This is a genomic window from Thermoplasmataceae archaeon (assembly GCA_038729425.1).
Taxonomy (GTDB): Archaea; Thermoplasmatota; Thermoplasmata; order Thermoplasmatales; family Thermoplasmataceae; genus B-DKE.
The window spans coordinates 71209-97914 of sequence record JAVYSB010000002.1; the positions used below are offsets into that span (position 1 = coordinate 71209).

The window sequence follows — 26706 nt, forward strand, 5'->3', positions numbered from 1 at the left end:
CTAATGACCTCCCGCTAGTCCAGCAACTTGCTGGTCCATGTCAAGTATCAAATCCTCATAGTACTTTTTGACAGTGTCTTCTTTTGCTTCCTTCATCCTCGATATCTTCTCCCTGGAGGGAATGCTCTGGAGCATCGTCATCGTTATTCCCTTCTCAAGAGCTTCGTTTTGCAATTTACTCATGTGAATGATGGAACTGAGCATCATGTACTGTTTCTGCAATGAGCAGTACGTGTCAATTTCATCAAATGCGCTTTGTTGGAGGAAATCTTCTCTTATCATCTTGGCTATGTCAAGCACAGACTTTTCCTTTTCCGGCAGCGCATCATAGCCGACCAGCTGGACAACCTCCTGCAGTTCAGCCTCCTTTTGCAGTATTCCCATGGTTTCACTGTACAGATGCCCCCAGTCCTTTGAAACATTGCTGCTGTACCACGGTGCAAGGTCCTGCTGATACAGTGAATAGCTGTTCAGCCAGTTTATTGACGGGAAGTGTCTCCTGGAAGCGAGAGAGGCGTCAAGTGCCCAGAACACCCTTGTCACCCTGAGGGTATTCTGTGAAACTGGCTCTGACGTATCCCCACCCGGCGGAGATACAGCACCAACGATTGTGATTGAACCCTTTCTACGTTCACTGGAAACTACTTCTGCGTTTCCTGATCTTTCATAGAACTCAGACAGTCTCCTTCCGAGGTAGGCAGGATAGCCTTCTTCCCCTGGCATTTCTTCGAGCCTCCCAGAAATTTCTCTAAGAGCTTCGGCCCATCTTGAGGTGCTGTCTGCCATGAGTGCCACATCGTATCCCATGTCCCTGTAGTACTCAGCTATGGTAATTCCCGTGTAAATACTCGCTTCTCTTGCTGCTACTGGCATATTTGAGGTGTTTGCTATGAGGACTGTACGCTGCATCAGGGGTTTACCACTTTTAGGGTCCTGCAACTCCGGGAATGTCGTAAGAATCTCCGTCATCTCGTTACCTCTTTCGCCGCAGCCAACATAGACTACTATATCACTGTCAGCCCACTTTGAGAGCTGGTGCTGAACCACAGTCTTACCCGACCCAAACGGTCCCGGAACAGCAACAGTTCCGCCTTTTGCTACCGGGAAAAGTGAATCGATCACTCTCTGTCCGGTGATCAGTGGAATAACCGGTGGCAGCTTTCTGCTTACAGATCTTGCAACCCTTACAGGCCAGTCCTGAGAAAGATGAATCTCAGACCTTCCCTTTTCCGATTCAACTATCGCGATTTTCTGGTTCACATTGAATTTGCCGGATTTTATCCCGGACAGCTTACCGCTTGCCCCAAACGGAACCATTATGCTGTGTCTTATGAGGTCAGTCTCCTGCACATAACCTACAATATCACCTTGCGAAACTGCAGAACCCTCCTTAGCAGTAGCCACAAAGTCCCACATCTTTTCTCCGTCTATTGGTGGGGCAGTCAGGCCTCTCATTATGAAGTCCCCGCTCGCTGTTTTAAGAAGATTAAGGGGTCTTTGTATACCATCGTAAATGGACGTGAGCAGTCCAGGACCAAGTTTGACAGATAGCGGTTTTTCAGTGTTTTCAACTTCCTCACCAGGTCTGATTCCGCTCGTATCTTCATACACCTGAATTGTGGATTTATTCCCCCTTATCCTTATGATCTCACCGACGAGTCCCATTGCTCCGACTCTGACTACATCGTACATCTTAGCATTCTTTACGTTCTCGGCTGTCACAACAGGACCCGAGACCCTCAGTATTTTACCTGCATTGTTATCCATTTATATCCACTCCCAAAACCCTTTTCGCTAGTGCCTCCACTGATTCTTCCTCGACCTCTCCAGGCACGGGTATAAACACTACAAGAGGATCAGTTCCAGTTTCAATCCGGTCAAGTGTTTTTCTGTCCATGAGAGGCTTGAGCTTTTCAGATACCATGATAAGAGAAAAGTTCCCCGATCTCAGGAGTTCCAGGAATTTTGTTACCCCTGCCTGCCCATTGGCTATGAAAGTGTTGTCGAGACCTATAAGCCTGAAACCCAGGGCCACTTCGCGTTCGCCAATGATCGCAACGGTCCCAGATTGCGGTTTAGTCAAATTGCCAGTCATGTTATTACCCCACCGTCAGTATTTCTCTTATTCTGTCGTTACTCAGTGAATATGCCTTACCCATGATTATTGCCCTCAGGTTTTCTCTCTCCTTTTCGGCAGTCATTATGAATGCAAATATTGAACCAAGGGACATTGCTTGCGTCCTGAGTATGGGCATGTATCTTTTGTAATTCATTTTCTTGAGATAAATGTCAAATGTATTCATTGATCCATTCTTCCTGTAAGATTCTAGGGGTTCTTCAAGATCATAATAGGATTTTATCTTCGTCACCATTTCTTCAATGGAAGAACTGTCGAAGAATTCTCTATACTTATCAGCGGGGATGAAGCCTCCAGCAATTATATCATTCTTCATGATATCAAACTGTACTCCCATAAGACTCGATTTCAGGGTGAGCATAAGATTCCTCCTGTCAATGTCACTGAAAATGTATCTGAATATGGGGCCTTCATCGCCATTCATAAACTTGAGCTGAGAGATCAGTCTGGAGTAATAATAATCGTCCAGTGCAGAGAAGAGAGGCGAAATTTTTCCGCTTCCTTCTTGGTCATCCACAAACTGCAGCAGATAGGTTCCATATCCGAATCTAGTAAGATAGTTAAGAATCTCCCTTACATTTCCAAGATTCATTATGTTGATGAAATCTTCATGTGTGAGGTTTCCACTGAATATCCCAAGCGGCATATCTCTAAAGCTCATAAGAAAAGTCTCATTTTCCTTGAGCTTGTAATCGAGCAACTTGCTAGAAATGACTGATTTTATATTCTCTATATCCCATTTGGAAAAATAGGTCTTCAGAAGTTCTATTGCCATTGAGGGTGGCGATGAAAGAGCCAGCCTGTTTTTTTTTACGAGATGCCTGTTGATTGCCATCTCTAGTAACTCGGGATTCCTATATGATGGAGAAAGTGCATCAATATCTTCCTTGTAAGAAGTGCTGGAGAGTGCTAGAGAGACTTCCTCAAGAGTATTCATCTCCAGAATCTTATAGAAGAAATCCTGGGGAAGAAAATCTGTCATGTTGACCTTGAGTTTTCCATAGCTTCCAGAATACACCGTGTTCATAGGAATCACCTTATCCGTTCATATATTTCCTGAATCAGGTTTTCCCTGATGCGATTGAACAATGCGCTCAGCGTTAGATCCAGCTCAATTTTGCCGTCCCTGCTCTGGGCACGGATACCGCCATTTCCGTCAAGGTCACTCTCCTCAATACTCAATCTGTCCTTATCGTTGATCCTCGAAATATCTGCCTTCATCACGAATATCCTGCAATCTTTCCCAAGCATTTTAATTGCAGTGGACACCATTTTGTTTAGAATCTCAACGTAGACGGGCAATTCTTTGATCGACTCAATCTGTTCAGCCATCTGTGAAAGACCATTATCCAGAAGTTCTGCAAATTTTGCATTAAGAATCCGTTTCGCTTCTAGGTTCGCAGCATCAAGAATCGATTTTGTTTTGTATTTTGATTCCTCCTCTATGAGTCTGGTCTGTTTCTGAACAAACTCTTTCATCTGCTTTTCCAAGGTTACGGCGAGGGAGGAAATTTTCTCCTCGTATGAATTCCTGAGAGCAGCGAGTTCTTGGTCTCCTCTTTCAACTATACCGTTCTTGATCTGGTCTATCGGCATAAGGATCAGTTCAAAGGATGCCCAGAAGCAGAATTATTCCAAAAGCTACGCCTATGATCCACAAGGTCTCCGGTATAATGAAGAAAAAGAGCACCTGTCCAAATTTCTCAGGTTTTTCTGCAATTATTCCCATGCCTGCAGCTCCAATACCTTGCTGTGCCATTCCTGTGCCTATCAGACCACCCGCTATTGATATTGAAGCGGCTATGGCTAGATATGCTTGTTCAATAGTTACCATGAAGATACCGTCAGAATATCGACGTAGGTTATTTAAAACTGAGTACGAAAATTTTAATGCGGAAATGGTTTTTATTTCCGATAATCGAGCCTATCTTTACGATAATCACACATTAGCACGGCCTGGATCAAATGGTGTCACTTTCGCCTTGTGGCTTGCAATCCTGCTTATCCCAGATTCATCTATCAATGAAAGTGTCAGCGAAGGTCCACTACCGTTGAGTGCTGAATTTAGCCTCTCCAGTATTTCATTGAACTTCTTCTCGTCATTGAGGTCATCCGATATGAATATCATCTGGTCCCTCACAGACATCAGAAGTCCCTCTACAGTCGTTATGTCTCCACTGGATGAACTTCCAGGTTCAATTTCCACTCCTATCTCAGATATGGATATTCTTGCCTTCGGTGACCTGTAAATTACCACGTTTAGGTCATTTTCACTTGCTATGGTGAAATTAATTTTCACCGGCGACAGCTCATCGATCCTTTGGATTGACGTGTCCTTATAAAAGCATCTCTTGCACATGCTTGTCTGTATGATTATGTTTCCTTCGTAGGGTATCTCCGTCTCGTATACAATGAAGTACAGGTTAGCGCCACACACAGGACATGGTACGTTTGTCTCGATCTCCTGAGGAGGGGACTGATTATCCCATTCATTTGACATAAGCACTAAACCATTCCTTCAGGGGTTCCGTGACAAAATATTTCGCTTTCCTTAGATTTTCTACATTTCTGGAAGCTGTGAGGAACATCGTTGTCTTAAGATCTGCAATAATCTCTTCAATCTGTGATTTCAGGGCATCGAAGGACGCATCGGCATTATTCAGGAAACTTCTGGCGAAACCACCAATCGAGGCCCCGATTACTATGGATCTTGCTAGGTCAAGCCCGTTTCTCAACCCTCCGCTGCCAATAATAGGAAGGCCAACGTTGCAATATTTGATCGAAGCAGGTGAAGGTATCCCCCAATTCCAGAAGGTTTTACCCGAATGCATTTTCTCTCTGTCGTTTGTGTTCGCTGCTCTGTAATATTCGATTGCAGCGAACGATGTCCCTCCTAAACCACCAACGTCAATTGCCTTTACTCCAGCATCCTTAAGCTGGGTTGCCGCTTCTCTGGAAAACCCGTTTCCAGTTTCTTTGGCTATAACAGGGTAACTGGAGGCTATTTCTGAAAGTCTTTTGATTATGCCTTCAGCTCTCCTATCCCCCTCTGGTTGAACCATTTCCTGGAGGAAATTAAAGTGAACTACGAGAAAATCGGCCCCAATTAGGTTGAAGCAGTACTCGATATCGGAATCACTGAATGCTGGCTTCTTCTGGTCTATAAGCTGGGGAGCCCCAATATTCGCTATCTTGAAAGGGATCTTGTAATCATTAATCACAGAATATGTATCCGCTAATTCCTTTTTTTCGACAGCTGCCCTCATGCTTCCTACTCCCATTCCAATCCCAAAATGCTCGGCAGCCGCAGCCAGATTTCCATTTATTCTCTTTGCAAGCCCGGTTCCCCCAGTCATTGATGATATTATGAAAGGGTTTTTCAAGGGTTTACCCAGAAAATTAACGGATGTGTCGATGGACCCAAAATCCACGTCCGGTATCGCCTGATGCATCAATTTTATATCATCCCAGTAATTGTATTCGGAAACTACCATTTCTTTCTGAGCTATTCTTACATGCTCCTCTTTTCTATTCTCAATCATCTTATCACTGTTCCGATAAATCTCTGTGAATCCAGATCAAGGAGTCTCTCCGGTTTCAGTCCGTTAATGAGATAAACTGATTTCGAGTACTTTCTGACTTTCTTCATAACTGCGAATTTGTTCTGTATGCCTCCAGTCACGTCAGGCACTGAGAACTGAAAGCTTGCGCCATCTTCAGGGTTATCAAGTAGTTTTGCCTCTGGGAAGATCTTTGGGTTTTTGTCGTAGATGCCGTCAACATCACTTATAAAAATAACCCTGTCAGGGAGGAAAATTCGCGCAAGGTCAAGAACCAGCGTATCACCGGAGTAAATACCAAATTCCCTTTCATTCTTTACGTAAACGTCTCCAAATGTGACCGGCATGAATCCCCTATCCATGTAGTTTCTGAAGGAGGAAAGAGCTTTCGATCTCTTGAATAGGAAATTTGCTGGTGGAACCGAAACCGGAAGAAACCCCCGGTCAATAAACAACCCTGAGACCTCCTGATTCAGCGAAAGCATGTCATGATGTATTACTGAAAAACCTTTTTTGCTTTTCTCGTTGATTTGACCTGGAATACCATACTCCTTTGCCTTTATATGGCCGAAGGATCCCCCTCCATGAACGAGGACAATCTCTTCTCTGAAACTTAAAAGATTAGATATCACTGCCTCTGTTTCTGCCCTTCTGAAAGTCCTGTACCTGCCTTTGTCAGTTATAAGAGACCCGCCCAGTTTAACTATGACAGTCATTCGCAGCCATTAGGCTAAGCGGTTTCGATTACTTAAATATGGAGATCACTTACCGTGCGTCTCTGATTTTTTCGCAAGTTTATTCAGTGCAGTGAGTGCTTCGGCTGAGTGGTTTTTTGCGTTCATTTGGGAATTATAGACGTGTACTATTGTGCCGTCCTTGTCTATGACATACGTTATTCTGGGAGGAAGCAGCAGGCCAGTGGCTCCATAGGTCTTCCTTATGGCTCTCTCAGGATCTGAGAGAAGGGTAAATGGAAGATTCCGGTGTTCCTTGAACTTACGGTGGGATTCAACGGTGTCTGAACTGACTCCATACACAGTTGCACCGAGTTCCCTTATATCGCTCCAGTTATCCCTAAAAGAACACGCTTCTGCAGTACAACCGGGAGTCTCATCTTTCGGATAAAAGTATAAAACGACCGGACCGCTCTTCAATGCTTCATACAGGGTCACAGTTGAACCAGAGTCAGCCTTAGCCTCGAAATCAGGGGCCTTATCGCCAATGTTAAGTGCCATACAATCCCAATCAAGCCGAGTATTTCAACGTTAGGTACGTTCTAACAGACACATAAAGACTGTGGCGGTAGATCTTAGGGCAAAATACGGGCAAAACGAAACATTGACACGTACCTTCCGTTGAGATACATTGAGTCCTTTTCATATCCCTCGATACTGAAACCGTTTTTGAGGAGAACTTTCATAGACGCTACGTTGTTTTCTAGAACTCCGGTATGGAGCCGTCTGATCGAGAGAGTTTCCCTGCAGAAATTGCAAATTAGACCCAGAGCTTCGGTGGCGACTCCCATGGACCGGAATGTCTTTCCTACCCAGTAACCAACGTGTGCTTTATGGTCCTCGTAGTCAATGTCCTTCAGCCCAATTACCCCAGCAATTTTCTCTCCATAGAATATGATAAAATCCATAGCAAAAGCCTGCTTTCCATCTTCTCTGTTCATGTGAAAAAAATTGATCGCATCCTCTTTCAGGTAAGGGTGCGGAAAGTTATGCCCTCCTATTAGCTCAGGAATGATCGGGTCGTTTGCTGCTTCCGCCAGCTCTTCTGCGTAATTGTCATTCAGGACGTTGGACAGCGTTACGGTTTCACCCACTAGTTTCAACGCTTTCATTTATCTCTCATTTTAGACGGATATTTAATTTCTGGCAGCGTTTAATGTGTTTGCTGATCAGATAATTTGGTCGTTATACAGATTTGGATCGTTTTTGATCTCATTCTACCTATTATGATCAAAAGCAGAGTATCGAGTCCGCCATATCTGCGGAACTGAACTGTTAATATATAGTAATCGATTCAAAGATATGATATCTCAATCTTCAGAGATCCTTGTGGATAGGGAAGATCACTCCCTGTGGATTAGGCTCAACAGACCGGAGAAGTTGAATACTTTAACTGCTGAAATGGCTAATGAGATTATTTCAGCGCTCAGGTCAGCCGAGGCTGACAGAACCATAAGAGCTGTCATCATAACAGGGAACGGGGCAAATTTCTCAGCCGGGGCAGATATCAACCAATTTGCTGGCATCGACCCTGGGTCTGCAATTGAATTCCACAGGAAACTCAACGAGGTCGTTCTCGCCTTCAGAACTTTTCCTAAACCAATCATAGCCCTTCTGCACGGCTATGCTCTTGGCGGTGGGCTTGAGATATCCGAGTCCGCAGACATAAGGATTGCCACAGAAAGCTGTATTCTCGGACAGCCTGAGGTAGATATAGGCATAAATGCAGGTGCTGGCGGCAACGTCGTATTACCCAGGATCGTAGGTCACGGGAAAGCGATGTATCTTGCGATTACCGGGAGCAAAGTGCCAGCGTCCGAGGCATTCGAGATGGGGCTAGTTGACATGGTTGTTCCGGATGAGTCTGCAGAGAACTATGTCAAAGACCTTGTGGCTAAAATAGCAAATAAGCCCTACGAGACGGTAAGCATGATAAAATCGGTGATGGTAAATGGATCGACAGTGGATGTGCGCTCCGCTCTGGAGTACGAGGCGGCAGCTTTCGGCTATCTTCTGGGCACTGCTGAAACGCAGGAAAGGATCAAAAGATTTCTTGACAGGCGCAAGAAATAGGAATAAAAACTTTTAAAAGTCAAGTCGATAGAGGTTGGCAGTATGATAATTGTAGCAGGTTCAACATCCAGAAGACTGGCTGCTGAAATTTCAGAGAGGACGCATTCTCAGGTTGCCGACGTAGAACGCAGGAGGTTTCCAGATGGTGAACTCTACCTGCGGATCAAAAAAGATCTGAAGGATCAGGAAGTAATGATGATCAGCTCCACCACTAACGACGAGAGCCTCATCGAGACCATGCTTCTCATAGATGCCGCGAGGGAGTTCAGACCCAGGAGCATCTTGGCAATTATACCGTATTTTGGATACGCTAGGCAGCACATGAGGTACAATGAAGGAGAGCCCGTGTCTTCGAAAGTTTGGACGTATCTGCTGGAGAGATTTGCGGATAAGATAATATCCATAGATATCCATGATGAACAGACTCTTTCCTATTCATCAAAACCATTCCTGAACATCAGTATCATGGACTCCATAGCCTCACACTACAGGGACCGGGCTATAGACTATGTGGTCTCCCCCGATGACGGCGGTTCAAGAAGGTCTTTAGAAGTCGCCCAAAGACTTAGCGCCGAAAGCTTTTATTTGGACAAAAAGAGGATAGATTCCAGTACAGTTGAGATGAAATTCCCAGATATTGATATAAAGGGAAAGAACATCCTTGTTGTTGACGATGTGATTTCCACTGGTGGGACAATCTTAAAGGCTGTAAAACTGATCAGAGAACGGGGGGCGGCAAGGGTATATGTGTCCGCTGTACACGGGCTGTTCGTTGGTGAATCACAGAAGAAAATAGAGGACATTGCTGATGACTTGGCCGTGACAGAAACCGTCGAAACACGTTCCAGCAAGATCAGCATTGCAAAGGAGATCTTGGATAAAATAGGGGTGAAATCAGCATGAAGAACGATCTAATGAAATGCGAGGAACACGGTCCGTACAGGGGGGAAAAGTGCCCTGTATGCGGAGTTGTTGGTAAGCGGCTTATGAATGAGCTTGAGATCGAAGGACTCAGCAGGATACTGGCCGGAATGTTGAGGCACTTTCCTGAAAATTACGGTATAAGGCTCAATGAACATGGGTGGATAAAGGTATACTCCATAGTGCCTGCCATAAGGACGGAAAAAAAGAATTTCATCTGGCTAACACCATATCACCTGGAAGCAATGGTCAAAACGGATACCAAGGAAAGGTATGAACTAAACAGCAATCATGAAGTGCGGGCGACTTATGGGCACACCATTCCCGTCGAGATGGACGATCTCCCTACCGATGATATACCTGGCAAACTCTATTATCAGACAACGGACGAGGAATACGATTTTATTAAAGAAACCGGGATAACACCATCCGACAAGACATGGATACATTTGTCAAAGACTTACAGGCAGGCCTATGTCTCCGGCCTGTTCCATATTGATTCGCCATCAGTTCTGGTAGTTGACTCAGAGGGGCTTATACAATCAGGAAGGCCTGTCTATCGGGCCACTGCTGATATATTCCTTGCAAAGGAAATACCACCTGAGTTTGTATCTGTTGCCCCTGCAGAGGAGATCATTCTTACAGAAGAGGAGAAAACAGAAGTGGAAAAGGTAAAAGAAAGAAGGGACAGGAAGCTTAACAAATCAGAAAATTAAAGGTATTCATTACTAAATTCTCTGATATATTCATTCATTCTTTCCCTTCCAGCTATAGTTGCTTTTCGGATGTCATATTGCTCCTTCTCCACGAGCGAAAAATCAAACCTTTTACCTTCTAGGTCAGTGAATTTTATTCCCCTCTCTAATGCCAGAGTCCTGAAGCCTTCAGATCTCCCCCGGTCCATCCCAGCCAGGCTTCTATTGCTCATTGTCACACTTCCATTAAGGGAGAAATCCAGAACCTCATCGTGGTACCTGTAAACATTGGTATCAATGAAGAAATCGTCATGAAGGCGCACATCAGGATAAGTTATGTCGGGGAGGCAATATATTCCGGTTCCCTTATAGCTAATATCCGTATTGACCGTAACCCCGGCACGCTTGAGAGCGGTTTCATAAAAAGAGATCAGAGCTTCAAATTCTCTCTTTTTGAACGGGTCTCTGGCATCAAGGAGTTGCCCGCCTATTCTCTCTCTCTTCTCATAGAGCGTTACTTTAAGGCCGTTTGCTGAAGCGTAAAGAGCTGCTTCAGACCCCTTTATTCCACCGCCTATTATTGCCACATCCCCATTAAGTTTGTAGTGCCGTTTTTCTCTAAGTTCATATCCAAGATCGGGATTGACAGCGCATCTGACTTCACCATAGTTGAGATCTCTGCAGTTCTGGTTGCACCTTATGCAAGGTCGCAGGGGAAGGTCTCCGCTAAGAATTTTTTTTGCAAAGTATGGATCAGCCAGATGCCCCCTTCCAACCGACACAAAGTCCGCCTTCTGCATGGCTTCGATAGCATCTTCTCTGCTGGTTATGGACCCGACTATCACTGTCGTGATCTTTGGCTTATGGGGCAACTTCCTGTATATGTGGAGGTGCTCACTGTAGAATGAGGCTGATGATCCAGGCGGAGCATTCCTGCCGGCAGAAAAGTGCACGTAATCTATGTTCTTGAGTGACTCGGCAACCTTCAGTCCATAGTCAGGTGGGTAACCATCCTGATCGTATTCCATGAGGCTCAGTCTGATCCCCACCGCTATGTCAGTTTCTGACCGGATCAAATCGGCTATTTCCTGCGGAAGCCTGATCCTGTTTTCAAACGTCCCTCCGAACTTGTCTCCGCGTTTATTAAGAGCTGGTGAGATAAATTCCTCTATAAGATATCCATGGGCGCCATGTATTTCAACACCATCAAACCCAGAATTCTCAGCGAGTTTAGCTGCCGTGACAAAGTCATCTTTAACGGAATCAATATCTGAAAGAGTCATCTCCTTTACGGGTCGTCCCAGGTATTCCATCGCAGTTGGGGCAAAGCTCTCATTCCCATTGATTTGATAGTTTGCCTTTCCTCCAGCATGAACCAGTTGCATGAATATCTTTGATCCATGCATGTGCACCCTGTCTGTGAGCCTCTTAAGCTTGGGTGACATATTCATTGAGTACGCACCAAGTTCATTTCTTGATCCCCTGCTGTTTCTGTCATTCACATATGTGTATTCAGTTATAATGAGGCCGGTTCCGCCAATGGCTCGTTCTTCCAGGTAGGCAATGTGTTCTTCACTTGTAAATCCGTTCACTTGCGCCAGGTTTGATATCATTGGCGCCATTGCGATTCTGTTCTTTATCCTTTGATTCCCGATGTAACCCGGTTCCAGTAATTCCATGGTGCCTGATCTTATACTGATATTTAATTCTCCAACAATCTATTCTCCGAAGCAGGAAAAAGATAAAAAATGCACATCGCTTGAATCAGAGTTACATTCTCGCAGGGTGTTTCAGGGTACTTAGCGAATCGCTGAAAATGTAGCTGATGGCCGAGTCGGAAAGATCAGTCAACTCTGCATATCGCTTTCTTCCGAAATTGTTTATTATCATCATGGCCTCCCTCATTGTGTCAGTTCTTTCCGCTTGAGGAAGCAGCCTCCATCTGTTTAGAACGTAGGATTCCTCACTGTTTCCATGGTCTCTCAGAATCCTGAAATAGAGTGGGAGGTGCTCGTCTAACATTTCTGTATTTCTTTCAGTGTACCATTTTATTATGTCCTGCCCAAGTGAGTCTATAAGCTTATGGTCTTCCTCAAACTGATCCATCTTCCGGAAAAGCCATCTCTCGTCCATCCATATGCCTTTCCTAAGGTTGGGATAAAGGACTTTCTCCTCTATCCGCATGTGACAGTTATTCAGAAAGTTGTGGAAACTTATGAAGTCACCCACATCTCCTTTGACATTAAAAGTTTCGCCAAAGCGCTTAATGGTGAGGTTGTCGATGATAAGCACCTCAGCAAGATCAGCCATCTTCTATCCCTCTATATATACTGATCTATTACTCGTATGTAAGCAAGAAGCCTGACTTATTAAGGTATCACTACCGATCGAGGAAGTTTATGTCTATCTAGCAGTTATCGTGGCGATACCAATCCAGAAACATTTACGTGATAACCTAAATATATTGACTTGGGATGTAATAAAATGGATAAAAACATAGATGCGGTTCACAAGATAAGACAATTGGCAATGGACAATAACAAGTTTTTTGAGCAGAGCATCCCCCTCATTGCTTCTGAGAATATAATGAGCCCGATGGCCATGGAAATGCTTCTTACAGATTTTGGATTCAGATACGCAGAGGGTCTTCCCCATCACAGATACTATCAGGGTAACTTTTACGTCGACCAGCTTGAGGATTTGACAATAGATCTGGCTAGGAGCCTTTTCAGGTCTAAGCAGGCAGATCCGAGACCCGTGTCCGGAACAAACGCTAACACCGCGGCCATATACGCTCTGGCAAAACCAGGGGACAAGGTAGCGGCCCCTCCACTTTCCGGCGGAGGGCACATAAGTGCTGCAAAATTTGGTGCCATGGGGCTTCGCGGTGTTAATGTGATCAACTATCCCTTTGATGTGGAAAACATGAACATTGACATAGACGGTGCCATTAAGCTCATAAGGAAGGAGAAACCAAAGGTATGCCTGTTTGGGCAATCGGTCTTCCTCTTCCCCACGCCGATAAAGGAAATGAAAGACGCTTTCGACGAGGTAGGCTGCAAGGTCTGGTACGATGGCGCACACGTTCTAGGTCTCATTGCGGGAAAGAGGTTTCAGGATCCGCTAAGAGAGGGAGCTGACATCATAACAGGAAGCACACATAAGACACTCCCAGGGCCGCAGCATGGACTGATCCTAGGAAATACCGATGATGACACATGGAAAGCTATCCAGAGAGCAATATTTCCAGGTACAATAAGCAATCACCATCTTAACAGCATGGCGGCACTTGGGGTTACCCTTGCGGAAGAGCTTGAATTTGGGGAATCATACGCAGATCAGGTAATAGCGAATGCCAAGGCCCTCGCACAGGGCTTGAGTGAGCTGGGATTCAAAGTTCTTGGTGAACACAAAGGATTCACGGAATCGCATACAATCGTTGTAGATGTAAGGGAAAACGGAGGGGGTAAATTTGCCGCGGAGGCAATGGAGGCATCTCACATAATATCAAACAAGAACCTTCTTCCATGGGATGATAATAAGAAGTCACAAGATCCAAGCGGAATCAGGCTCGGAACCCAGGAAGTTACTAGAATAGGTTTCGGGAAATCAGAAATGAAGGAAATTGCATCACTTATAGCTGATGTTGTGATCAGGAAAAAATCTCCAGACAAGATAATACCCGCAGTAATGGAACTTAAAGCAAAACACGACGAAGTCAAATTCTGTTTTGGAAAGCTAAAACCCTACAGCTACATAAGGGTTGCAGAGTGATAACTGCAATACCCTCACAAATTTTTATCCGACAGGCATTTATGCATAGGAAAATACACAGTAAAAATTATTATAAGACGCCTAATCACCAGCATCATAGGTAATCATGGCAACTGGCGATACTATCAACTTCGGGGAAATTGATACAGGCGGCTATTCCAGAATTAGAAACCACGGAATGATAGTAAGTAACAGAACAGCTGCTCTGGTCAGCATGAATGGCACCATCGACTGGGCGTGCCTCCCCAACTTTAATTCCACTCCTGTATTTGATTCAATACTTGACAGGAACAGAGGTGGTTTTTTCTCCATTATGCCCCTAGACTCGAAAGAGATTGTGGTCAGGCAGGCCTACGAGGAGTATACAAATATACTCACAACCAACTTTATCAGGGACAATAAAACTATACTGAGGATTACGGATTTCATACCTTCTTCTGAATATACGACTATAAATTTTCCAGAAATACACAGGCTGATTGCAGCCCCATACAATGACGTTGACGTCAGGGTCGACTTCAGGCCCAACTTTGGCTATGGAACCATAAAACCAAAACTGTTCAGGAGCAAAAATGGCGTATTGTTCCGTGGAAATGGCGACAGTCTCGGGCTTGCTACAGACCTTAGCATGGAGGGAACTGGCCCACTTATCTCAAGTCAGTTTAGCTTGGAACGAGGGGCTAGCAAGTGGATGGTTGTTCTCTACGGCATCAAGCATTTGGACAGGCTCAACGACTACAAATCATATGCGAGACTTGAAGATACAGAGAATTACTGGAAATCCTGGAGTAACCAGGGGAACTACCACGGTATTTACAGTGGATTCGTAAATCGGTCCGCCCTCACTCTTAAGGGTCTTTTCTTTGAGCCAACAGGGTTGATGGTTGCATCTCCGACCACCAGTCTTCCGGAATGCATAGGTGGGGAAAGAAACTGGGACTACAGGTTCGCATGGATACGGGATACTGCCTATGTAATCGAAGCCCTTGCTCTCATAGGATACAGAAAGGAGGCAACAAAGTTCCTTTATGATATCATGAATATGATAGAGAAAGATGGCCGTGTCAGAACAATATATTCGATCAATGGAAAAGATAATCTGGACGAGGTAGAGCTCGATTATGAGGGCTACATGTCTTCAAGACCTGTAAGAATAGGCAACAAAGCCTCTTCACAATTACAGGTGGATCAGTACGGGTCCATAATTAATGCGATATATTATCTCGGAAAGATCGGTGGCCTGATAAATTCATATTTGTGGGATTTTGTCATTGACATCCTTAACAACCTGTCCAACACGTGGAAACTGCCAGACTCGAGCATATGGGAGTTCAGGACCGAACCCAGACACTACGTCTATTCTAAGATGATGTCATGGACTGCTTTCCACAGAGCAAGAGAACTCGGGAAGATGCTTGAGATGACTGCACCATATTCACAGTGGGAAAAGACTGAAAACGCTATAAAGAAAGAAGTAATTGAACTGGGCTACGATAAGGAGAAGAACAGCTTCATGCAGTATTATGGTGCACCTGACACTGACGCCTCGCTGCTAAGGATGCCCCTTCTTGGATTCCTTCCCCCGGACGATAAAAGAATTGTTGGTACCCTGAATCTGATTGAGAAAACCCTTATGAAGGATAATTTCCTTTTCAGGAGATATCTTGAAGATGACGGACTGAAGGGAAGAGACAACGCTTTCACCCTCCTTTCTTTCTGGTATGTGGAAACTCTGGTCGCGATGAATAGGACTCGCCGGGCGAGAGAGGTATTTGAAACCCTTCTCGCATTAGGAAACCATGTTGGACTCTTCTCCGAGGAGATAGACTTTGATACGGGAGAACTTATTGGCAATTTCCCGCAGGCAATAACACATCTAGGAATAATAAGAGCAGCCGTGAAACTAAACGATAACCTGAAGAATAATGGAAAGGCAAGCCTTAATTACTGATCTTGGCCAAATAGATGCTGTGTGATCACCAGCTTAAACTAATCCCGGAGTCTCCCAGTGTTAGATTCGCTTGGCGGAAAAATCTGTCTCCGAGAGGCATTTTTACCTCTGCGCATATGTTCGTTTGTACCTAAATTCTTATAAATTAAGAAAAATTATCAATCGTGAATTACCGGGTCTTTCTGGGCATGATAGAGAAAGAGTACACATACAAGGTTGTAGCCCAGAAGATGAGAGGTTCTCCACAGGGATTCTTTGGTCACAGGAACGGGGACAATGACCTGAAACAATACCTAGATGAATTTAAGAAGTGGTTTGTTTCAATTGTGAGGACCGCTAAGATTACCGGGCCTGATAATGTGGATATCCTGGCAACGGATTACATTGCATACGTAGCGTTGGCCAATGAGGCCATACCTCCATACAGGCCGCTTCATCCTCGCATTGTTGAAGCACTGAAACTCTTTACCAGCGAAGAGTTGGAGCACTTGTTCGGGCATCAGTTCACGAGCACGTTCAACAGGGTGAGGAAGGGAAGGGGCCCATGATGGGCCGCCAGTTCTTGAGTTCACTGTTGGCTGAGCTGGACCGGTAATGCCAGCGTTTCTCGCCGAAACCTGTCTTTAGCTTACATTCTCATTTTTTTTCTCTCTCAAAACGATTTTCTCTTAAGACATTATGTTCAGGATATGTTCGGGCACCTCAGGATGATCATATCCGATAACTTTGAAACCATGGAATTTAACCGGTTCATGGACGAAAGTAAAGAATATGCCCGCAGGCATTTGATGGTTTCGGATGGAATCATGCTGGATTTCCTGAGAGAATTACCAGAAAGTGTTGCGGCCGGGATCATGGTGCAGAGGATCCTGACATCATACCAGCTTCAGAGAGCTCTCATGGAAGCAGATAGCAATCCACATTTTATAGCGCTGGTATCTCAGATCATATCTTCATGGGAATCTGACATATTGCAGAGTATCTACGATATCATGAAGATAAAATCGTACTATCATGACTGCACAATATTCTTCTATGTAATAGGAAAGGAGAATGTCTTTTCTCAGTACATGGGCAGGCATTTTGTCATAGCTGGAAAAAGAGAGGAAAAGCACACAGAGGGGGATCTTTATTCATGGGAAGAACAACACTGACAGCGAGGCAGGATACCAGACGCATAGTAGATCAGGTAAGGAAAATGGAAACTGTGATGAGGCGGGAAGACTGTGCAATACTAGAACGAATTCTGATTCTGGGGCAGGCACATACCCCGGAGGTGTCGGCATCAACACTGGATAGCTTCTCTGGATTTCTGATATCTATAATAATGGAGCTTTCTAAGAAGATTTTCGCGCTTGAAAAGAGGCAGGAACAAGATGACCTTTGAAACAGATAATAAATGCCACCGGAACAGACACAATAACTCTATGGGAATATGAGTACGATCGAATAACACGCCGGAAGTACAATTTCTATCCATGGATATTTGTTTCTGGATCAGACTATGATCTTGAAAGACTAACCAGGGAGCTTGATCTTGTACGTGGCATATCGTACCAGCACACCGTACGAAGGAGTATTCACCAGAATCTGCATGGGATCGACATAACACTGCGCCAATCCAAGATAGACGAAATAGTTGGTGCAATATCGACAATTGGCATGTCCAGGAAACTCTCGGTGTTCAATGCAGGGATAAACCAGCACCTTCGCTTCATGTCCGAAAAAGGGCTATCTTTTTTTGATCTCGATTCAATCGTTGAAATGGATCTGGAAATGCCCTCAGTGGTCATAGGAGGGAAGGCGGATCTATCCGATATTGTATCGATAAGCATAAACAACAAGCGAACAGATGCAAGGAGATCTGTCTTACTGGACGTTTTTGATGCCATAAATAATAACCTAATTATAATTTATGATAATTCAAGGCTTGTTTTCCAGAAGACGCTTGATAAGATCTCGAATATGGGTTACAGAATTCCGTACCACAGCACAGGAACGGGGTCGTCGTATGAATCATATGGGCGTGTAATGTATAAGTCTCCTGAAATAAGCATTCCGGGGAAGATATGTATAAGCTCGCAGTCGTTCATATACTCTGAAGCAGGGCTCTCGGGGCTTTATGAGATATCACGTATGTCATCGCTCCCAATAGTCACCGCGTCTAGGGTTACACCGGGTACAGCGGTATCGTCGCTTGAGGTTTCCCATGCCATAAGGAAGAACATCCTCGTCCCTTTGTATAAGGACGATCACGAGAAAGAAAAGGCAGCAGATGGGCTGTTCGAACGTGATAAGGGAGGCATTGTCCTGCAGCCGGAACCTGGCATATATGAAAATGTCATAGAGATAGATTTTTCTTCAATGTATCCCAGCATCATTGTCAGGTATAACCTTTCCCCTGAGACCATTATTGCCAGCGAAGGAGCCGAGCTGCCAGGCACATCATATCATGTTGACACTACCACGGCAGGATTTCTATCCGAGGCTCTTGGGGGACTCCTTAGCCGTCGGTTGACATATAAGGCGGTTAAAGACGGTAACAAAACGCTGCAAAGCAGGGACATTGCCCTGAAATGGATGCTGCTGACATCATTCGGGTACACGGGATACAAGAATGCAAAATTCGGACGGATTGAGGTTCACGAGGCAATTACAGGAATTGGTCGGTGGGCACTTTCAGTGGCTATGAAACTGGCGGAAAAACATGGTTTTCATGTTATACATGGAATAGTCGACTCGCTGTGGCTGAGTGGCGACGGAAACGTTGGCTTGCTGCTGGAGGAGATTAGAGAAAAAACACGGATAGACATAGTCGTGGACGGGGAATACAGTTGGATTGTGTTCTTTCCGAGCAAGGGAGGAATAGGGTCACCTGGAAAGTATCTTGGAAGAAGGAAAGATGGTACTTTCAAAGTACGTGGTCTTGAGATAAGACGAAGCGATTTTCCGGCATTTGCAAGGAAATTCCAGGCAGAAGCCCTAGACATATTCAGGAACTGCAAGACTACGACAGAAATATTATCGATGTCACAGGAACTGAAGAAGCTTGAGGCCAGATATATCAGGGAAATGTCATCATTCGATCTCTACGATTTTGTCATTGATACAAGAGTTACCAGAAGGGCAGAGGACTATAAAGTCAACAATATACAGAGAGCTGCAATAAACCTATTTATGCACTCCGGGGATGATATAATGCCCGGAGAGTCAGTTCCAATAATAATCAGTGACAGGGAACATGGTATTGTCCAGGTTCCAGAAAGATCAACAGGAATAGACAGGAAGTTCTATCTCAGATACCTGAAACGATCCTTCGAGAGTTTTGAATACATGGTGTCCAAGGCAAATGAATTGCAGACTACCCTGACCTGCTGATCATCTCCTCTATTTTGTCAAACAGTACCTTAACCGGTATATCGCTGATGAAAATGTACTTTCCAACACCCCTGCTGTCACCCCTCCCAGAAATTCTAGCGTCGATGATTCCCACGGACTCAAGTTTGCTCACTACCCTGTAAATCTTCTGTATGTCAATGGGATCGTGATCATGGGTTTCTGTAATCATCATAGCAGTTCTGTATGTGCCTGGAATATCGGTCTCAGGGCTGTCAAACAGGTTTCTGCATATGGCCATGAGGACAATAAGCTCATCAGTATTGAGATCTGAGAGCTTGCTCTCCGTAATGTACGGGTTGATGAGGGCCTGGGCTGATCTGACGTCTTCCGATGATATGGCGTCGGAACCGGTCGATTGTGCCATGTACGCAGACTTCTGCAACAACTCTATGGCTACTCTTGCGCTGCCGAACCTGGACGCAATCAGAGAAATTTCTGAAATAATTGTGTCTGGATAAGAGCCACTCCTAAGGGCGATACGGGCCCTGTCACGAACAATAAGTTCCAGTTCCCGCTGTGAATAAGGCTTAAATTTTATGGAGGAAAAGACTCCAAAGGCCAACCGGTGCTTCCCGGTAAGATAGAGGGTCGGATCATCTATTGATATGAGGATACAGGAGAGTTTTGCGCCGTACAGTTCCTCGGCCCTGATCAGGTTGTAGAATCCGTCAGGGTCTTTCTTCATTATTCCGGAGGCTTCATCCACGACAATAAGCATTTTCCCTCCTGTTCCCTGTATCTGACTTTTCAGGAGCCTGAATATGTTCGGGTAGCTGATCCCCTTATTTGGCACGATTTTTCCAATCTTGAGTAGAACATCAACAAGGAGCGTCTTTAGATTCCCAAAAGAAAGCGCGTTTTCGTAGATCGTGGTGATCTTAGGGTCAGATCTCATGAGATACTTTGCTGTAACTGTCTTGCCTGTTCCCGAAGGACCATAAATGATTATTGTCGATGAGACGCCATTCCTCAGGGGTTCCACTATAATATTCCTGAGGATCTCAAGTTCGGACTCCCGGGCTGGAAGAGAACTCGGAACGAATGAGAAATCCAAACTGTTGGGGTCCCTGATCAGGGACACGTCATTCGGCAATACAATCACCAGCAGTTCTCAATGGCATTACTCCCATTCTATGGTTCCGGGTGGTTTGTTGGTTATGTCATATACAACTCTATTGATATCCTTAACTTCATTGGTAATGGAAGTTGACATTGAATCGAGGACATCGTAGGGTAACCTCGTGAATGTACCTGACATTGCATCCATGGTATCTATTGCCCTTATTGCCACGGTATATCCATAAGTTCTCTTATCACCATGTACTCCGGTAGTCCTTACGGGAAGCAGGACTGCAAAAAACTGCCATGGCATATCCTCTCTATCCGCATACCACTTTTCTATTGAATTTTCCACTATTTTCGTGATTTTTCTCAACAATTCTAGTTTCTCAGCAGTTACCTCGCCGATTATTCGTACACTCAGCCCTGGTCCAGGAAACGGCTGGACAATCCGCGGTATACCGAGAAATTTGGAAACTTCCCTTACTTCGTCTTTGTAGAGATCCCGGAGCGGCTCCAGCAACTTTAGGTTCATCTTTTCTGGAAGTCCGCCGACATTATGATGGCTCTTGATCACATCTCTCAGGTGTCCGCCACTTTCAATCCAGTCCGGAGCAATGGTACCCTGGAGCAAGGTATCCGCTCCATGTTCTCTGGCGACACGTTCGAAGATTTCAATGAATTTGCTCCCAACGATCTTTCTCTTCTTTTCAGGATCTGTTATGCCTTTCAGAACCGATAGAAATTCCTCGGAGGCGTCTATAACTTTAAGTTTTATGGAGAAGTTAGCGAAGGTCTTTTTCACTGCCTGGGCCTCTCCTTCCCTGAGTAGCCCCGTGTCAATAAAGACAAAATGGATCCTGTCTCCCGCTGCCTGATTCGCGATCACCGCTAGAAGTGTACTGTCTTGTCCTCCAGAACAGGCAAGGATGCCTTTTCCAACAAGCTCACCTTGAATCTGTCTCTTCGCAGATTCCACAAAAACACGAGAATCAAACGTCATCTTGAGTGGACAATACAAATGAGGTAAAAATATGTTGTAAAGTTCAGGTCTTCATTATTGCGCCGAGGAAGATGAGCAGTCCTATCACAGCCCCGACAACTGCAGCTACGAGGTAAAAGACAGCAGGGTATATAATTTCCCGAACGAAATCAAGGTTGAAGAACATATGGTCAATCACGAATACATCTATCGCTCCAACGACAATGCCCAAGACCAGTAGAATCGCGCCAACAGTCCTACTTTTACCGCTACCGAAGTAGGCAGTAAGTATCCCGAGCACGAAGAGCGCCACTGCCATTAAACCCAACATCACTAACACAAAGCTTTGCAAATCGAGAATTAAACTAGTCAAATATAAACACCTCAGATCTTGATTCCGGTCAGAGTTTTAGTATCGATAACACCTTCTATAGTCCTTATCTGGTCCACAACGATCTTACCAAGTTCACTGTAATCCTTTGCATCGATCTTCACTATGAGATCATATTCACCGAAAAGCGGGTGAATTTCCACAACATAGTTAATCTTGGCTATCTTGTTATAGACTTCGTGCTCCTTACCCGGAACTGTGCTGATCAGAACAAAAGCTATAGACATCTTAACCCAGACTCTAAGCTTCAGGACGTTTAATAATCTTTCGTCATTTTCAACACATATTACCAGTTAGGGAAAATTATTGCACGCCATGAATATCAGGAGGTCAGTGTTGGATGCAATTACGGTGTGCCTCACTCAGACTTTATGTCTTATTCCCTCTATATAATCATCAAGTTCGGAAACATTAATCTCCTTTTGTTCCCCAGATTCAAGGTCCCTGAACGTCACTGTGTTTGAGTTCTCCTCTCTTTCGCCAACAATTGCTGCAAATTTACATTTCTCTGCAGCTGCGTTCCTGAGTTGAGCCGATAACCCTCTTCCTGAAAGATCGTCAATTGTAATGGCACCAGCATCCCTGATTCTTTTAGCGATTGCAAATGCGTACTTTCTGGATCCAGTTGAGGCACAGGACACATAGAATAGAGGTTTATCAGGGGAATACAACCATTTTCCCTCCTCTTTCATCAGAATTTCAATGACCGCATCCCCCATGCCAAATCCAACCGCAGGTATGTCCTGGTCGGACATGAGAGCGGCCAGTCCATCGTATCTCCCGCCACCGAGAATAGCCCTGTGTTTTCCAGTTATGTCATAAGCTTCGAAGACAATTCCAGTATAGTATGCAAGTCCCCTTACGATCGACAGGTCGATCTTGATCGCTGAATTTATCATGCTGCTGGCCAGTTCAGTGACAAAGAGTATACGCCTTATTTCATCTGGTAAATTTATATTTAAAGTATCTACAATTCTTGTTTCCAGATTCTTTGGGGCAAGTGTTCCAGAAATAAGATCAAAAAGGGTCTGTATGTTTTTCTGGTTCATTCCCGTGCCAGATATCTCTGATTTGAATTCTTCTTCAGTAATTTTCCTGAACCTGTCTATGACTGTAAAGGCACTTTTTGTATCTCTGCATTCAAGTGACTGAAGTATCCTTTCAAGCAAAGGTCTGCTGCTAACTCTGATTTCGTATCTTCTCTCCAGGCCGAGTTTATCCAGAATGGTGCCTGCGAGGCCGATGATCTCAGCATCCGCTTCCGGGGAATCTACTCCGAAAATATCAGCGTTAAACTGATAGTGCTCCCGGTACCTTCCAGACTGGGGTTCCTCATACCTGAATATCTTTGGAATACTGTACCATCTTATTGGCTTAACGAGGTCCTTCCTCGCGGTTATCATCCTTACAATCGAGGGAGTTGCCTCTGGGATCATGGTTACCTCCCTACCACCCTTGTCTGTGAAGGAAAATGTCTGCCCAACAAGTTCATCACCCGACTTAAGACGGTAAAGGTCGAGATATTCTAGGCTCGGGAAATCCACCCTTCTGAATCCAAGAGCTTCCGCACTTTCTTCAGCAGCCGAAAAAATTCTCTTTCTTGGCATCATGTCTTCAGGATAGTGATCCCTAAATCCCCTCACTCTCTCGAATTTCATCGTTTTCCACATGTTTATGTCATTATTAAGCCTAGATGATGCACCTTATTCCCTGCATGTTCCCGGAAAGTGAAGTTGTAACACTCATAGATAATAGATCTTACATAGTTATGTGCTGAGAAATATTAATACGCCGCTAGAAAATTTATTGTTGCCATGCTTCTGGATGAGGAAGACAACAACAAGATAAGTCTAGAGCAGAAAATCGAAGGATTTTCTGATTCATACATTGACTTTATCGGTAGCTGCAAAATTGAAACCGAAGTTGTCTCATACATTAAGGAAAAACTCAAAGCATTCAGATACAAGAGTCTTGATGAATACACCACGCTTCCCTATGGCTCCTTCTTTTTAAAGGAATTCGGGAACAGGGTTCTTATAGCCGGTGTAATGGGAAAAGACGTATTTCATGACGGATTCAGGATATTAGCATCTCACATTGATTCGCCCAGGATTGACCTTAAGCCAAAGCCTCTTTACGAAGATTCCGACACGAGCATTGCCCTTATGAAGACACAATATTACGGCGGGCTGAAGAAATACCAGTGGATGGATGTTCCCCTAGCGATTCATGGTAGGGTGGTTTTGATTTCCGGAGAGGTCATTAATTTCAATTTAGGAGAAAAACGCTCCGAGGCGGTATTTGTGATCCCCGACCTCCTCCCCCATCTTGCGAAGAAACAATTCAAGAAAGAATTGGAAGACGCCATAGCTGGGGAAGAAATGAATCTGATAGTCGGTACGGTTCCAGACAAGAGTGAGAAGGATCCTGTTAAATCCAATGTTCTGGCAATTCTCAAACAGAAATACGGGATCAAGGAAGAAGATTTCACGTCATCTGATCTCAGTCTTGTGCCAGCATATGGGCCGAGATACAGTGGATTCGATAACTCATTGATTGCGGGTTACGGACACGATGATAGGGCATCAGTTTTCACAACCTTCAGAGCTTTACTTGAGAACAGCGGCTCAAGATACAGCACAATTGTGATCTTCTATGACAAAGAGGAAATTGGAGGTTTTGGGATATCAGGATCCATGAGCAATATGCTTGAGTCATTCATTCATTCTGTGCTCAGGAAAGTCGAGCCGGCTTACAGTATGGCTGATTATTACAATGTCCTCAGGAACAGCATGGCAATAAGCGCTGACGTTGATTCCGCTATGGATCCAAGTTTCAAGGACGTTCATGATGAGCACAATGCGGCCAGAATGGGTAAAGGCATTGTTCTGGCTAAATACAGTGGATATGGAGGAAAGTATTCAGGCTCCGAGGCATCCGCTGAGTATGTAGCCCATATCAGGAGAATTCTTTCTGAAAAAGAAGTCAAATATCAGTTTGGGACAATGGGGAAGGTAGATGAGGGTGGTGGGGGCACCGTAGCTCAGGATATTGCAAGGTACGGGATTCCCGTTATTGATGCTGGTCCGCCGGTGCTAGGTATGCATTCGCCATACGAACTTGTGAATAAAGCAGACCTTTACCAGAGTTACCTTGCGTATCTTGCTTTCATAACAGAGGAATAGATATAAAAAGTCACGCAGAGGCAGTGAATTATGAATCGACTCTACCAGGTAACGCAATTTCAGAATATTATAAATTTTATGCTTTACTAGAAAATAGCGGTTCCCTGGAAGAAAAGTGACTGAACATGTTCAATCGCACCTTACTATTAAGTGATAAACCTTATTAAGTTTGCAAAAATACTTTAAAGATGAAGAAAGAAGAATATATCCAATCACTGAAGAAATCTAAGTATAAGATTACCCCGCAGAGGATTGGAGTAATTGACTACCTTAACAGACAGCCGGGTCATTTTACGGCAGAGGATGTATATCGCAGTGTCAAAAAGGTAGAGACCACTATAACGCAAGCGACGGTTTACAATGTGCTTAGGGTCTTGAAAAATTCTGGAGCAATCACGTCTTTTGAAGCGGACGGGCAGACATGGTTCGAAACAAATCTTGAATTTCATGGAAACCTGGTTTGCAGGTCCTGCGGGAAGATAGAAGATATCCAGCTTGATCCTCAGAGCATAAAGACCTCGGAACTGCTGTCAGAAAGAAGGATTGACAGTGCGACGCTTATCATGTCAGGGCTATGTCTCGAATGTTCAAGAAAACAATCTCTGAACCACTAGTCCTCGCTGATCTCATTGTAAGTTAACAGGGCTTCGCGATTGCTGTTTATGTCGTGGAGCCTCAATATATCAACGCCCCTGTCCATGAGGTAGATTGAAGAAGCTATTGTTCCATTAAGCCGCTTTTCTGGCGTTGTGTTAAGTATTTTTCCAAAAAAGCTTTTTCTTGAGGTGCCAAACAGCACTGCCAACCCCATGTTTATGGAAGATGCTGACCTTACTATTTCCAGATTCGAATCAAAGTTTTTTGCAAAGCCAATGCCCGGATCCACGATCAGGTTCTGAAGTTTTAGGCCATGTTCTGTCAGTGTCCCGACCTTTTCAAAGAAAAACATCATTACCTCTGCCACCGGATCATTGTATTCAGCGAGGGTCTGCATTGTCTGTGGCGTCCCCCTAATGTGCATAAGGATGTAATGCAGATCATGTTCTGCGGCAAGTCTTGCCATTTCAAAGTTTCCGAGTCCGCTGATATCGTTTGCATACTTCACATTATATCCGATAACCTTTTCGAGTACCTCAGGTTTCATTGTGTCGACGGAAATAGGGATGTTTGTGGTCTCAGATACATGTTTTATCACCGGCAGAATTCTGGAGATCTCCACGTCCGCAGAAACCATATGACTGCCGGGTCTCGTACTCTCTCCACCTATGTCTATGATGTCCGGTTTCTCTTCAATGATAGAATCAATTTTTCTGCTATCTGTGTTTTCGACCCTTGATCCAGAATAGAATGAATCTGGTGTTACGTTTATTATTCCCATGATACGAGGAATTTTCCGGCGTCCGAGTCTCTTCTCAAACATTTTTTGCGCCAGGATGGGCGAACACTCATTGAAGCCTGGAATCTGCGAAAGAAGATAACCGAGATCGCCAGTGGTTACATAACCGCAGGCATGTTTTATATGATCCCATTCCGGGATCACTGGTCTGAGGTTTTCCACTTGTTCCAGATCCGCTTTTCCGTCACTTATGACCTCTACCGCTATCCGGGAATCATTGTTTCCCTTGAGGATTCTGTTTCTCGCGGGAAATACGGCCAGAACTACCATTCGCAACTGTCATTGCTACAATGATAAAAAGTGTTCTTAAATTATCCTCAAAATAACTGGAATACGGTTTTGAAATCGTATTCCTCAGAAAAGTCGGTATTACCTGATTATTCTAAGATAAACTTATTAACGCTGATTCAATATGGTAAGACGCATAAAATTCATCTGAAGAGGATAGA

The 26706-nt window shown here is 44.5% G+C and carries 29 protein-coding genes; 11 read left to right on the top strand and 18 right to left on the bottom strand.

Going from position 1 to position 26706, the window contains the following annotated elements:
• The 10 genes from QW597_02140 to QW597_02185 form a co-directional block, all read right to left on the bottom strand.
• A complete protein-coding gene (locus QW597_02140) occupies positions 1-1767 on the bottom strand; it encodes a V-type ATP synthase subunit A (protein MEM0155388.1) in 1767 nt (588 codons plus the stop codon).
• Complete coding sequence (locus QW597_02145) at positions 1760-2095, bottom strand: V-type ATP synthase subunit F (protein ID MEM0155389.1); 336 nt, start codon at positions 2093-2095, stop codon at positions 1760-1762. Before QW597_02145 ends, QW597_02140 begins: the two co-directional genes overlap by 8 nt.
• Before the next feature lie 4 nt (positions 2096-2099).
• Positions 2100-3164 carry a V-type ATPase subunit gene (locus QW597_02150; protein ID MEM0155390.1) on the bottom strand — a complete coding sequence of 355 codons (1065 nt, stop codon included), beginning with the start codon at positions 3162-3164 and terminating at the stop codon, positions 2100-2102.
• Between the two features lie 5 nt (positions 3165-3169).
• Complete coding sequence (locus tag QW597_02155; protein MEM0155391.1) at positions 3170-3733, bottom strand: hypothetical protein; 564 nt, start codon at positions 3731-3733, stop codon at positions 3170-3172.
• A gap of 10 nt (positions 3734-3743) precedes the next feature.
• Positions 3744-3971: an ATPase gene (locus tag QW597_02160; GenBank protein MEM0155392.1), complete on the bottom strand. Its 228-nt coding sequence runs from the start codon at positions 3969-3971 to the stop codon at positions 3744-3746.
• 105 nt (positions 3972-4076) lie between these two features.
• Positions 4077-4637 carry a ZPR1 zinc finger domain-containing protein gene (locus QW597_02165; protein ID MEM0155393.1) on the bottom strand — a complete coding sequence of 187 codons (561 nt, stop codon included), beginning with the start codon at positions 4635-4637 and terminating at the stop codon, positions 4077-4079.
• The gene (gene fni, locus QW597_02170; GenBank protein MEM0155394.1) at positions 4627-5679 is read right to left on the bottom strand and encodes a type 2 isopentenyl-diphosphate Delta-isomerase; all 1053 of its coding nucleotides are present in this window, start codon (positions 5677-5679) and stop codon (positions 4627-4629) included. The genes QW597_02165 and fni overlap by 11 nt, the downstream gene beginning before the upstream one ends.
• Entirely contained in the window at positions 5676-6413 is a 738-nt protein-coding gene (locus tag QW597_02175; protein ID MEM0155395.1) for an isopentenyl phosphate kinase, read from the bottom strand. Before QW597_02175 ends, fni begins: the two co-directional genes overlap by 4 nt.
• A gap of 45 nt (positions 6414-6458) precedes the next feature.
• Positions 6459-6932 carry a peroxiredoxin gene (locus QW597_02180; GenBank protein MEM0155396.1) on the bottom strand — a complete coding sequence of 158 codons (474 nt, stop codon included), beginning with the start codon at positions 6930-6932 and terminating at the stop codon, positions 6459-6461.
• A gap of 74 nt (positions 6933-7006) precedes the next feature.
• A complete protein-coding gene (locus QW597_02185; GenBank protein MEM0155397.1) occupies positions 7007-7543 on the bottom strand; it encodes a GNAT family protein in 537 nt (178 codons plus the stop codon).
• Positions 7544-7733: 190 nt separating this feature from the next.
• On the opposite strand from QW597_02185, the gene QW597_02190 reads away from it, so the two are divergent.
• The 3 genes from QW597_02190 to QW597_02200 are packed head-to-tail and all read left to right on the top strand — an operon-like array spanning position 7734 to position 10141.
• Positions 7734-8504, top strand: coding sequence for an enoyl-CoA hydratase/isomerase family protein (locus QW597_02190; GenBank protein ID MEM0155398.1), 771 nt, complete (start codon positions 7734-7736; stop codon positions 8502-8504).
• 42 nt (positions 8505-8546) lie between these two features.
• On the top strand, positions 8547-9407 hold the full coding sequence (locus tag QW597_02195) for a ribose-phosphate diphosphokinase (protein MEM0155399.1): 861 nt from the start codon (positions 8547-8549) through the stop codon (positions 9405-9407).
• Entirely contained in the window at positions 9404-10141 is a 738-nt protein-coding gene (locus tag QW597_02200) for an RNA 2'-phosphotransferase (GenBank protein ID MEM0155400.1), read from the top strand. Before QW597_02195 ends, QW597_02200 begins: the two co-directional genes overlap by 4 nt.
• On the opposite strand, the gene QW597_02205 is transcribed toward QW597_02200, so the two are convergent.
• Both QW597_02205 and QW597_02210 read right to left on the bottom strand, forming a co-directional pair.
• Positions 10138-11799 carry an NAD(P)-binding protein gene (locus QW597_02205; GenBank protein MEM0155401.1) on the bottom strand — a complete coding sequence of 554 codons (1662 nt, stop codon included), beginning with the start codon at positions 11797-11799 and terminating at the stop codon, positions 10138-10140. The genes QW597_02200 and QW597_02205 overlap by 4 nt on opposite strands.
• A gap of 91 nt (positions 11800-11890) precedes the next feature.
• A complete protein-coding gene (locus tag QW597_02210; protein MEM0155402.1) occupies positions 11891-12430 on the bottom strand; it encodes a hypothetical protein in 540 nt (179 codons plus the stop codon).
• A 174-nt stretch (positions 12431-12604) separates the two neighbouring features.
• Between QW597_02210 and glyA the strand changes: the two genes are divergently transcribed.
• From glyA to QW597_02240, 6 genes are all read left to right on the top strand, one after another.
• Positions 12605-13894: a serine hydroxymethyltransferase gene (gene glyA, locus QW597_02215; GenBank protein MEM0155403.1), complete on the top strand. Its 1290-nt coding sequence runs from the start codon at positions 12605-12607 to the stop codon at positions 13892-13894.
• Positions 13895-14000: 106 nt separating this feature from the next.
• Positions 14001-15845: a glycoside hydrolase family 15 protein gene (locus tag QW597_02220; protein MEM0155404.1), complete on the top strand. Its 1845-nt coding sequence runs from the start codon at positions 14001-14003 to the stop codon at positions 15843-15845.
• 164 nt (positions 15846-16009) lie between these two features.
• Positions 16010-16393: a hypothetical protein gene (locus QW597_02225; GenBank protein MEM0155405.1), complete on the top strand. Its 384-nt coding sequence runs from the start codon at positions 16010-16012 to the stop codon at positions 16391-16393.
• A gap of 141 nt (positions 16394-16534) precedes the next feature.
• Positions 16535-16999 (top strand): hypothetical protein, encoded by a 465-nt coding sequence (locus QW597_02230; GenBank protein ID MEM0155406.1) that lies wholly within the window; start codon positions 16535-16537, stop codon positions 16997-16999.
• A complete protein-coding gene (locus QW597_02235; protein ID MEM0155407.1) occupies positions 16981-17232 on the top strand; it encodes a hypothetical protein in 252 nt (83 codons plus the stop codon). The genes QW597_02230 and QW597_02235 overlap by 19 nt, the downstream gene beginning before the upstream one ends.
• Positions 17229-19223 carry a type B DNA-directed DNA polymerase gene (locus tag QW597_02240; GenBank protein ID MEM0155408.1) on the top strand — a complete coding sequence of 665 codons (1995 nt, stop codon included), beginning with the start codon at positions 17229-17231 and terminating at the stop codon, positions 19221-19223. The genes QW597_02235 and QW597_02240 overlap by 4 nt, the downstream gene beginning before the upstream one ends.
• Here the strand turns inward: QW597_02240 and QW597_02245 are convergent.
• The 5 genes from QW597_02245 to hisS form a co-directional block, all read right to left on the bottom strand.
• Positions 19207-20337 (bottom strand): AAA family ATPase, encoded by a 1131-nt coding sequence (locus tag QW597_02245; GenBank protein MEM0155409.1) that lies wholly within the window; start codon positions 20335-20337, stop codon positions 19207-19209. The two genes, QW597_02240 and QW597_02245, sit on opposite strands and share 17 nt — an antisense overlap.
• 27 nt (positions 20338-20364) lie before the next feature.
• A complete protein-coding gene (gene guaA / locus QW597_02250) occupies positions 20365-21306 on the bottom strand; it encodes a glutamine-hydrolyzing GMP synthase (GenBank protein ID MEM0155410.1) in 942 nt (313 codons plus the stop codon).
• A 43-nt stretch (positions 21307-21349) separates the two neighbouring features.
• Positions 21350-21616: a hypothetical protein gene (locus tag QW597_02255; GenBank protein ID MEM0155411.1), complete on the bottom strand. Its 267-nt coding sequence runs from the start codon at positions 21614-21616 to the stop codon at positions 21350-21352.
• 53 nt (positions 21617-21669) lie between these two features.
• A complete protein-coding gene (locus QW597_02260) occupies positions 21670-21903 on the bottom strand; it encodes an Lrp/AsnC ligand binding domain-containing protein (GenBank protein MEM0155412.1) in 234 nt (77 codons plus the stop codon).
• Positions 21904-22038: 135 nt separating this feature from the next.
• A complete protein-coding gene (hisS, locus tag QW597_02265) occupies positions 22039-23334 on the bottom strand; it encodes a histidine--tRNA ligase (protein MEM0155413.1) in 1296 nt (431 codons plus the stop codon).
• Positions 23335-23490: 156 nt separating this feature from the next.
• Here hisS and QW597_02270 point away from each other — a divergent pair, with 156 nt between their 5' ends.
• Both QW597_02270 and QW597_02275 read left to right on the top strand, forming a co-directional pair.
• Positions 23491-24861: an aminopeptidase gene (locus QW597_02270; GenBank protein MEM0155414.1), complete on the top strand. Its 1371-nt coding sequence runs from the start codon at positions 23491-23493 to the stop codon at positions 24859-24861.
• A 188-nt stretch (positions 24862-25049) separates the two neighbouring features.
• On the top strand, positions 25050-25475 hold the full coding sequence (locus QW597_02275; protein MEM0155415.1) for a Fur family transcriptional regulator: 426 nt from the start codon (positions 25050-25052) through the stop codon (positions 25473-25475).
• Here the strand turns inward: QW597_02275 and folP are convergent.
• The gene (gene folP, locus QW597_02280) at positions 25472-26527 is read right to left on the bottom strand and encodes a dihydropteroate synthase (GenBank protein ID MEM0155416.1); all 1056 of its coding nucleotides are present in this window, start codon (positions 26525-26527) and stop codon (positions 25472-25474) included. The two genes, QW597_02275 and folP, sit on opposite strands and share 4 nt — an antisense overlap.
• Positions 26528-26706 lie beyond the last annotated feature (179 nt).

What these genes read in the sequence shown, in the direction of transcription:
- QW597_02140 (MEM0155388.1), bottom strand. Translation starts at nt 1,767, where the DNA reads ATGGATAACAATGCAGGTAAAATACTGAGGGTCTCGGGTCCTGTTGTG.
- QW597_02145 (MEM0155389.1), bottom strand. Translation starts at nt 2,095, where the DNA reads ATGACTGGCAATTTGACTAAACCGCAATCTGGGACCGTTGCGATCATT.
- QW597_02150 (MEM0155390.1), bottom strand. Translation starts at nt 3,164, where the DNA reads ATGAACACGGTGTATTCTGGAAGCTATGGAAAACTCAAGGTCAACATG.
- QW597_02155 (MEM0155391.1), bottom strand. Translation starts at nt 3,733, where the DNA reads ATGCCGATAGACCAGATCAAGAACGGTATAGTTGAAAGAGGAGACCAA.
- QW597_02160 (MEM0155392.1), bottom strand. Translation starts at nt 3,971, where the DNA reads ATGGTAACTATTGAACAAGCATATCTAGCCATAGCCGCTTCAATATCA.
- QW597_02165 (MEM0155393.1), bottom strand. Translation starts at nt 4,637, where the DNA reads ATGTCAAATGAATGGGATAATCAGTCCCCTCCTCAGGAGATCGAGACA.
- fni (MEM0155394.1), bottom strand. Translation starts at nt 5,679, where the DNA reads ATGATTGAGAATAGAAAAGAGGAGCATGTAAGAATAGCTCAGAAAGAA.
- QW597_02175 (MEM0155395.1), bottom strand. Translation starts at nt 6,413, where the DNA reads ATGACTGTCATAGTTAAACTGGGCGGGTCTCTTATAACTGACAAAGGC.
- QW597_02180 (MEM0155396.1), bottom strand. Translation starts at nt 6,932, where the DNA reads ATGGCACTTAACATTGGCGATAAGGCCCCTGATTTCGAGGCTAAGGCT.
- QW597_02185 (MEM0155397.1), bottom strand. Translation starts at nt 7,543, where the DNA reads ATGAAAGCGTTGAAACTAGTGGGTGAAACCGTAACGCTGTCCAACGTC.
- QW597_02190 (MEM0155398.1), top strand. Translation starts at nt 7,734, where the DNA reads ATGATATCTCAATCTTCAGAGATCCTTGTGGATAGGGAAGATCACTCC.
- QW597_02195 (MEM0155399.1), top strand. Translation starts at nt 8,547, where the DNA reads ATGATAATTGTAGCAGGTTCAACATCCAGAAGACTGGCTGCTGAAATT.
- QW597_02200 (MEM0155400.1), top strand. Translation starts at nt 9,404, where the DNA reads ATGAAGAACGATCTAATGAAATGCGAGGAACACGGTCCGTACAGGGGG.
- QW597_02205 (MEM0155401.1), bottom strand. Translation starts at nt 11,799, where the DNA reads ATGGAATTACTGGAACCGGGTTACATCGGGAATCAAAGGATAAAGAAC.
- QW597_02210 (MEM0155402.1), bottom strand. Translation starts at nt 12,430, where the DNA reads ATGGCTGATCTTGCTGAGGTGCTTATCATCGACAACCTCACCATTAAG.
- glyA (MEM0155403.1), top strand. Translation starts at nt 12,605, where the DNA reads ATGGATAAAAACATAGATGCGGTTCACAAGATAAGACAATTGGCAATG.
- QW597_02220 (MEM0155404.1), top strand. Translation starts at nt 14,001, where the DNA reads ATGGCAACTGGCGATACTATCAACTTCGGGGAAATTGATACAGGCGGC.
- QW597_02230 (MEM0155406.1), top strand. Translation starts at nt 16,535, where the DNA reads ATGTTCGGGCACCTCAGGATGATCATATCCGATAACTTTGAAACCATG.
- QW597_02235 (MEM0155407.1), top strand. Translation starts at nt 16,981, where the DNA reads ATGGGAAGAACAACACTGACAGCGAGGCAGGATACCAGACGCATAGTA.
- guaA (MEM0155410.1), bottom strand. Translation starts at nt 21,306, where the DNA reads ATGACGTTTGATTCTCGTGTTTTTGTGGAATCTGCGAAGAGACAGATT.
- QW597_02255 (MEM0155411.1), bottom strand. Translation starts at nt 21,616, where the DNA reads ATGTTGGGTTTAATGGCAGTGGCGCTCTTCGTGCTCGGGATACTTACT.
- QW597_02260 (MEM0155412.1), bottom strand. Translation starts at nt 21,903, where the DNA reads ATGTCTATAGCTTTTGTTCTGATCAGCACAGTTCCGGGTAAGGAGCAC.
- hisS (MEM0155413.1), bottom strand. Translation starts at nt 23,334, where the DNA reads ATGAAATTCGAGAGAGTGAGGGGATTTAGGGATCACTATCCTGAAGAC.
- QW597_02270 (MEM0155414.1), top strand. Translation starts at nt 23,491, where the DNA reads ATGCTTCTGGATGAGGAAGACAACAACAAGATAAGTCTAGAGCAGAAA.
- QW597_02275 (MEM0155415.1), top strand. Translation starts at nt 25,050, where the DNA reads ATGAAGAAAGAAGAATATATCCAATCACTGAAGAAATCTAAGTATAAG.
- folP (MEM0155416.1), bottom strand. Translation starts at nt 26,527, where the DNA reads ATGGTAGTTCTGGCCGTATTTCCCGCGAGAAACAGAATCCTCAAGGGA.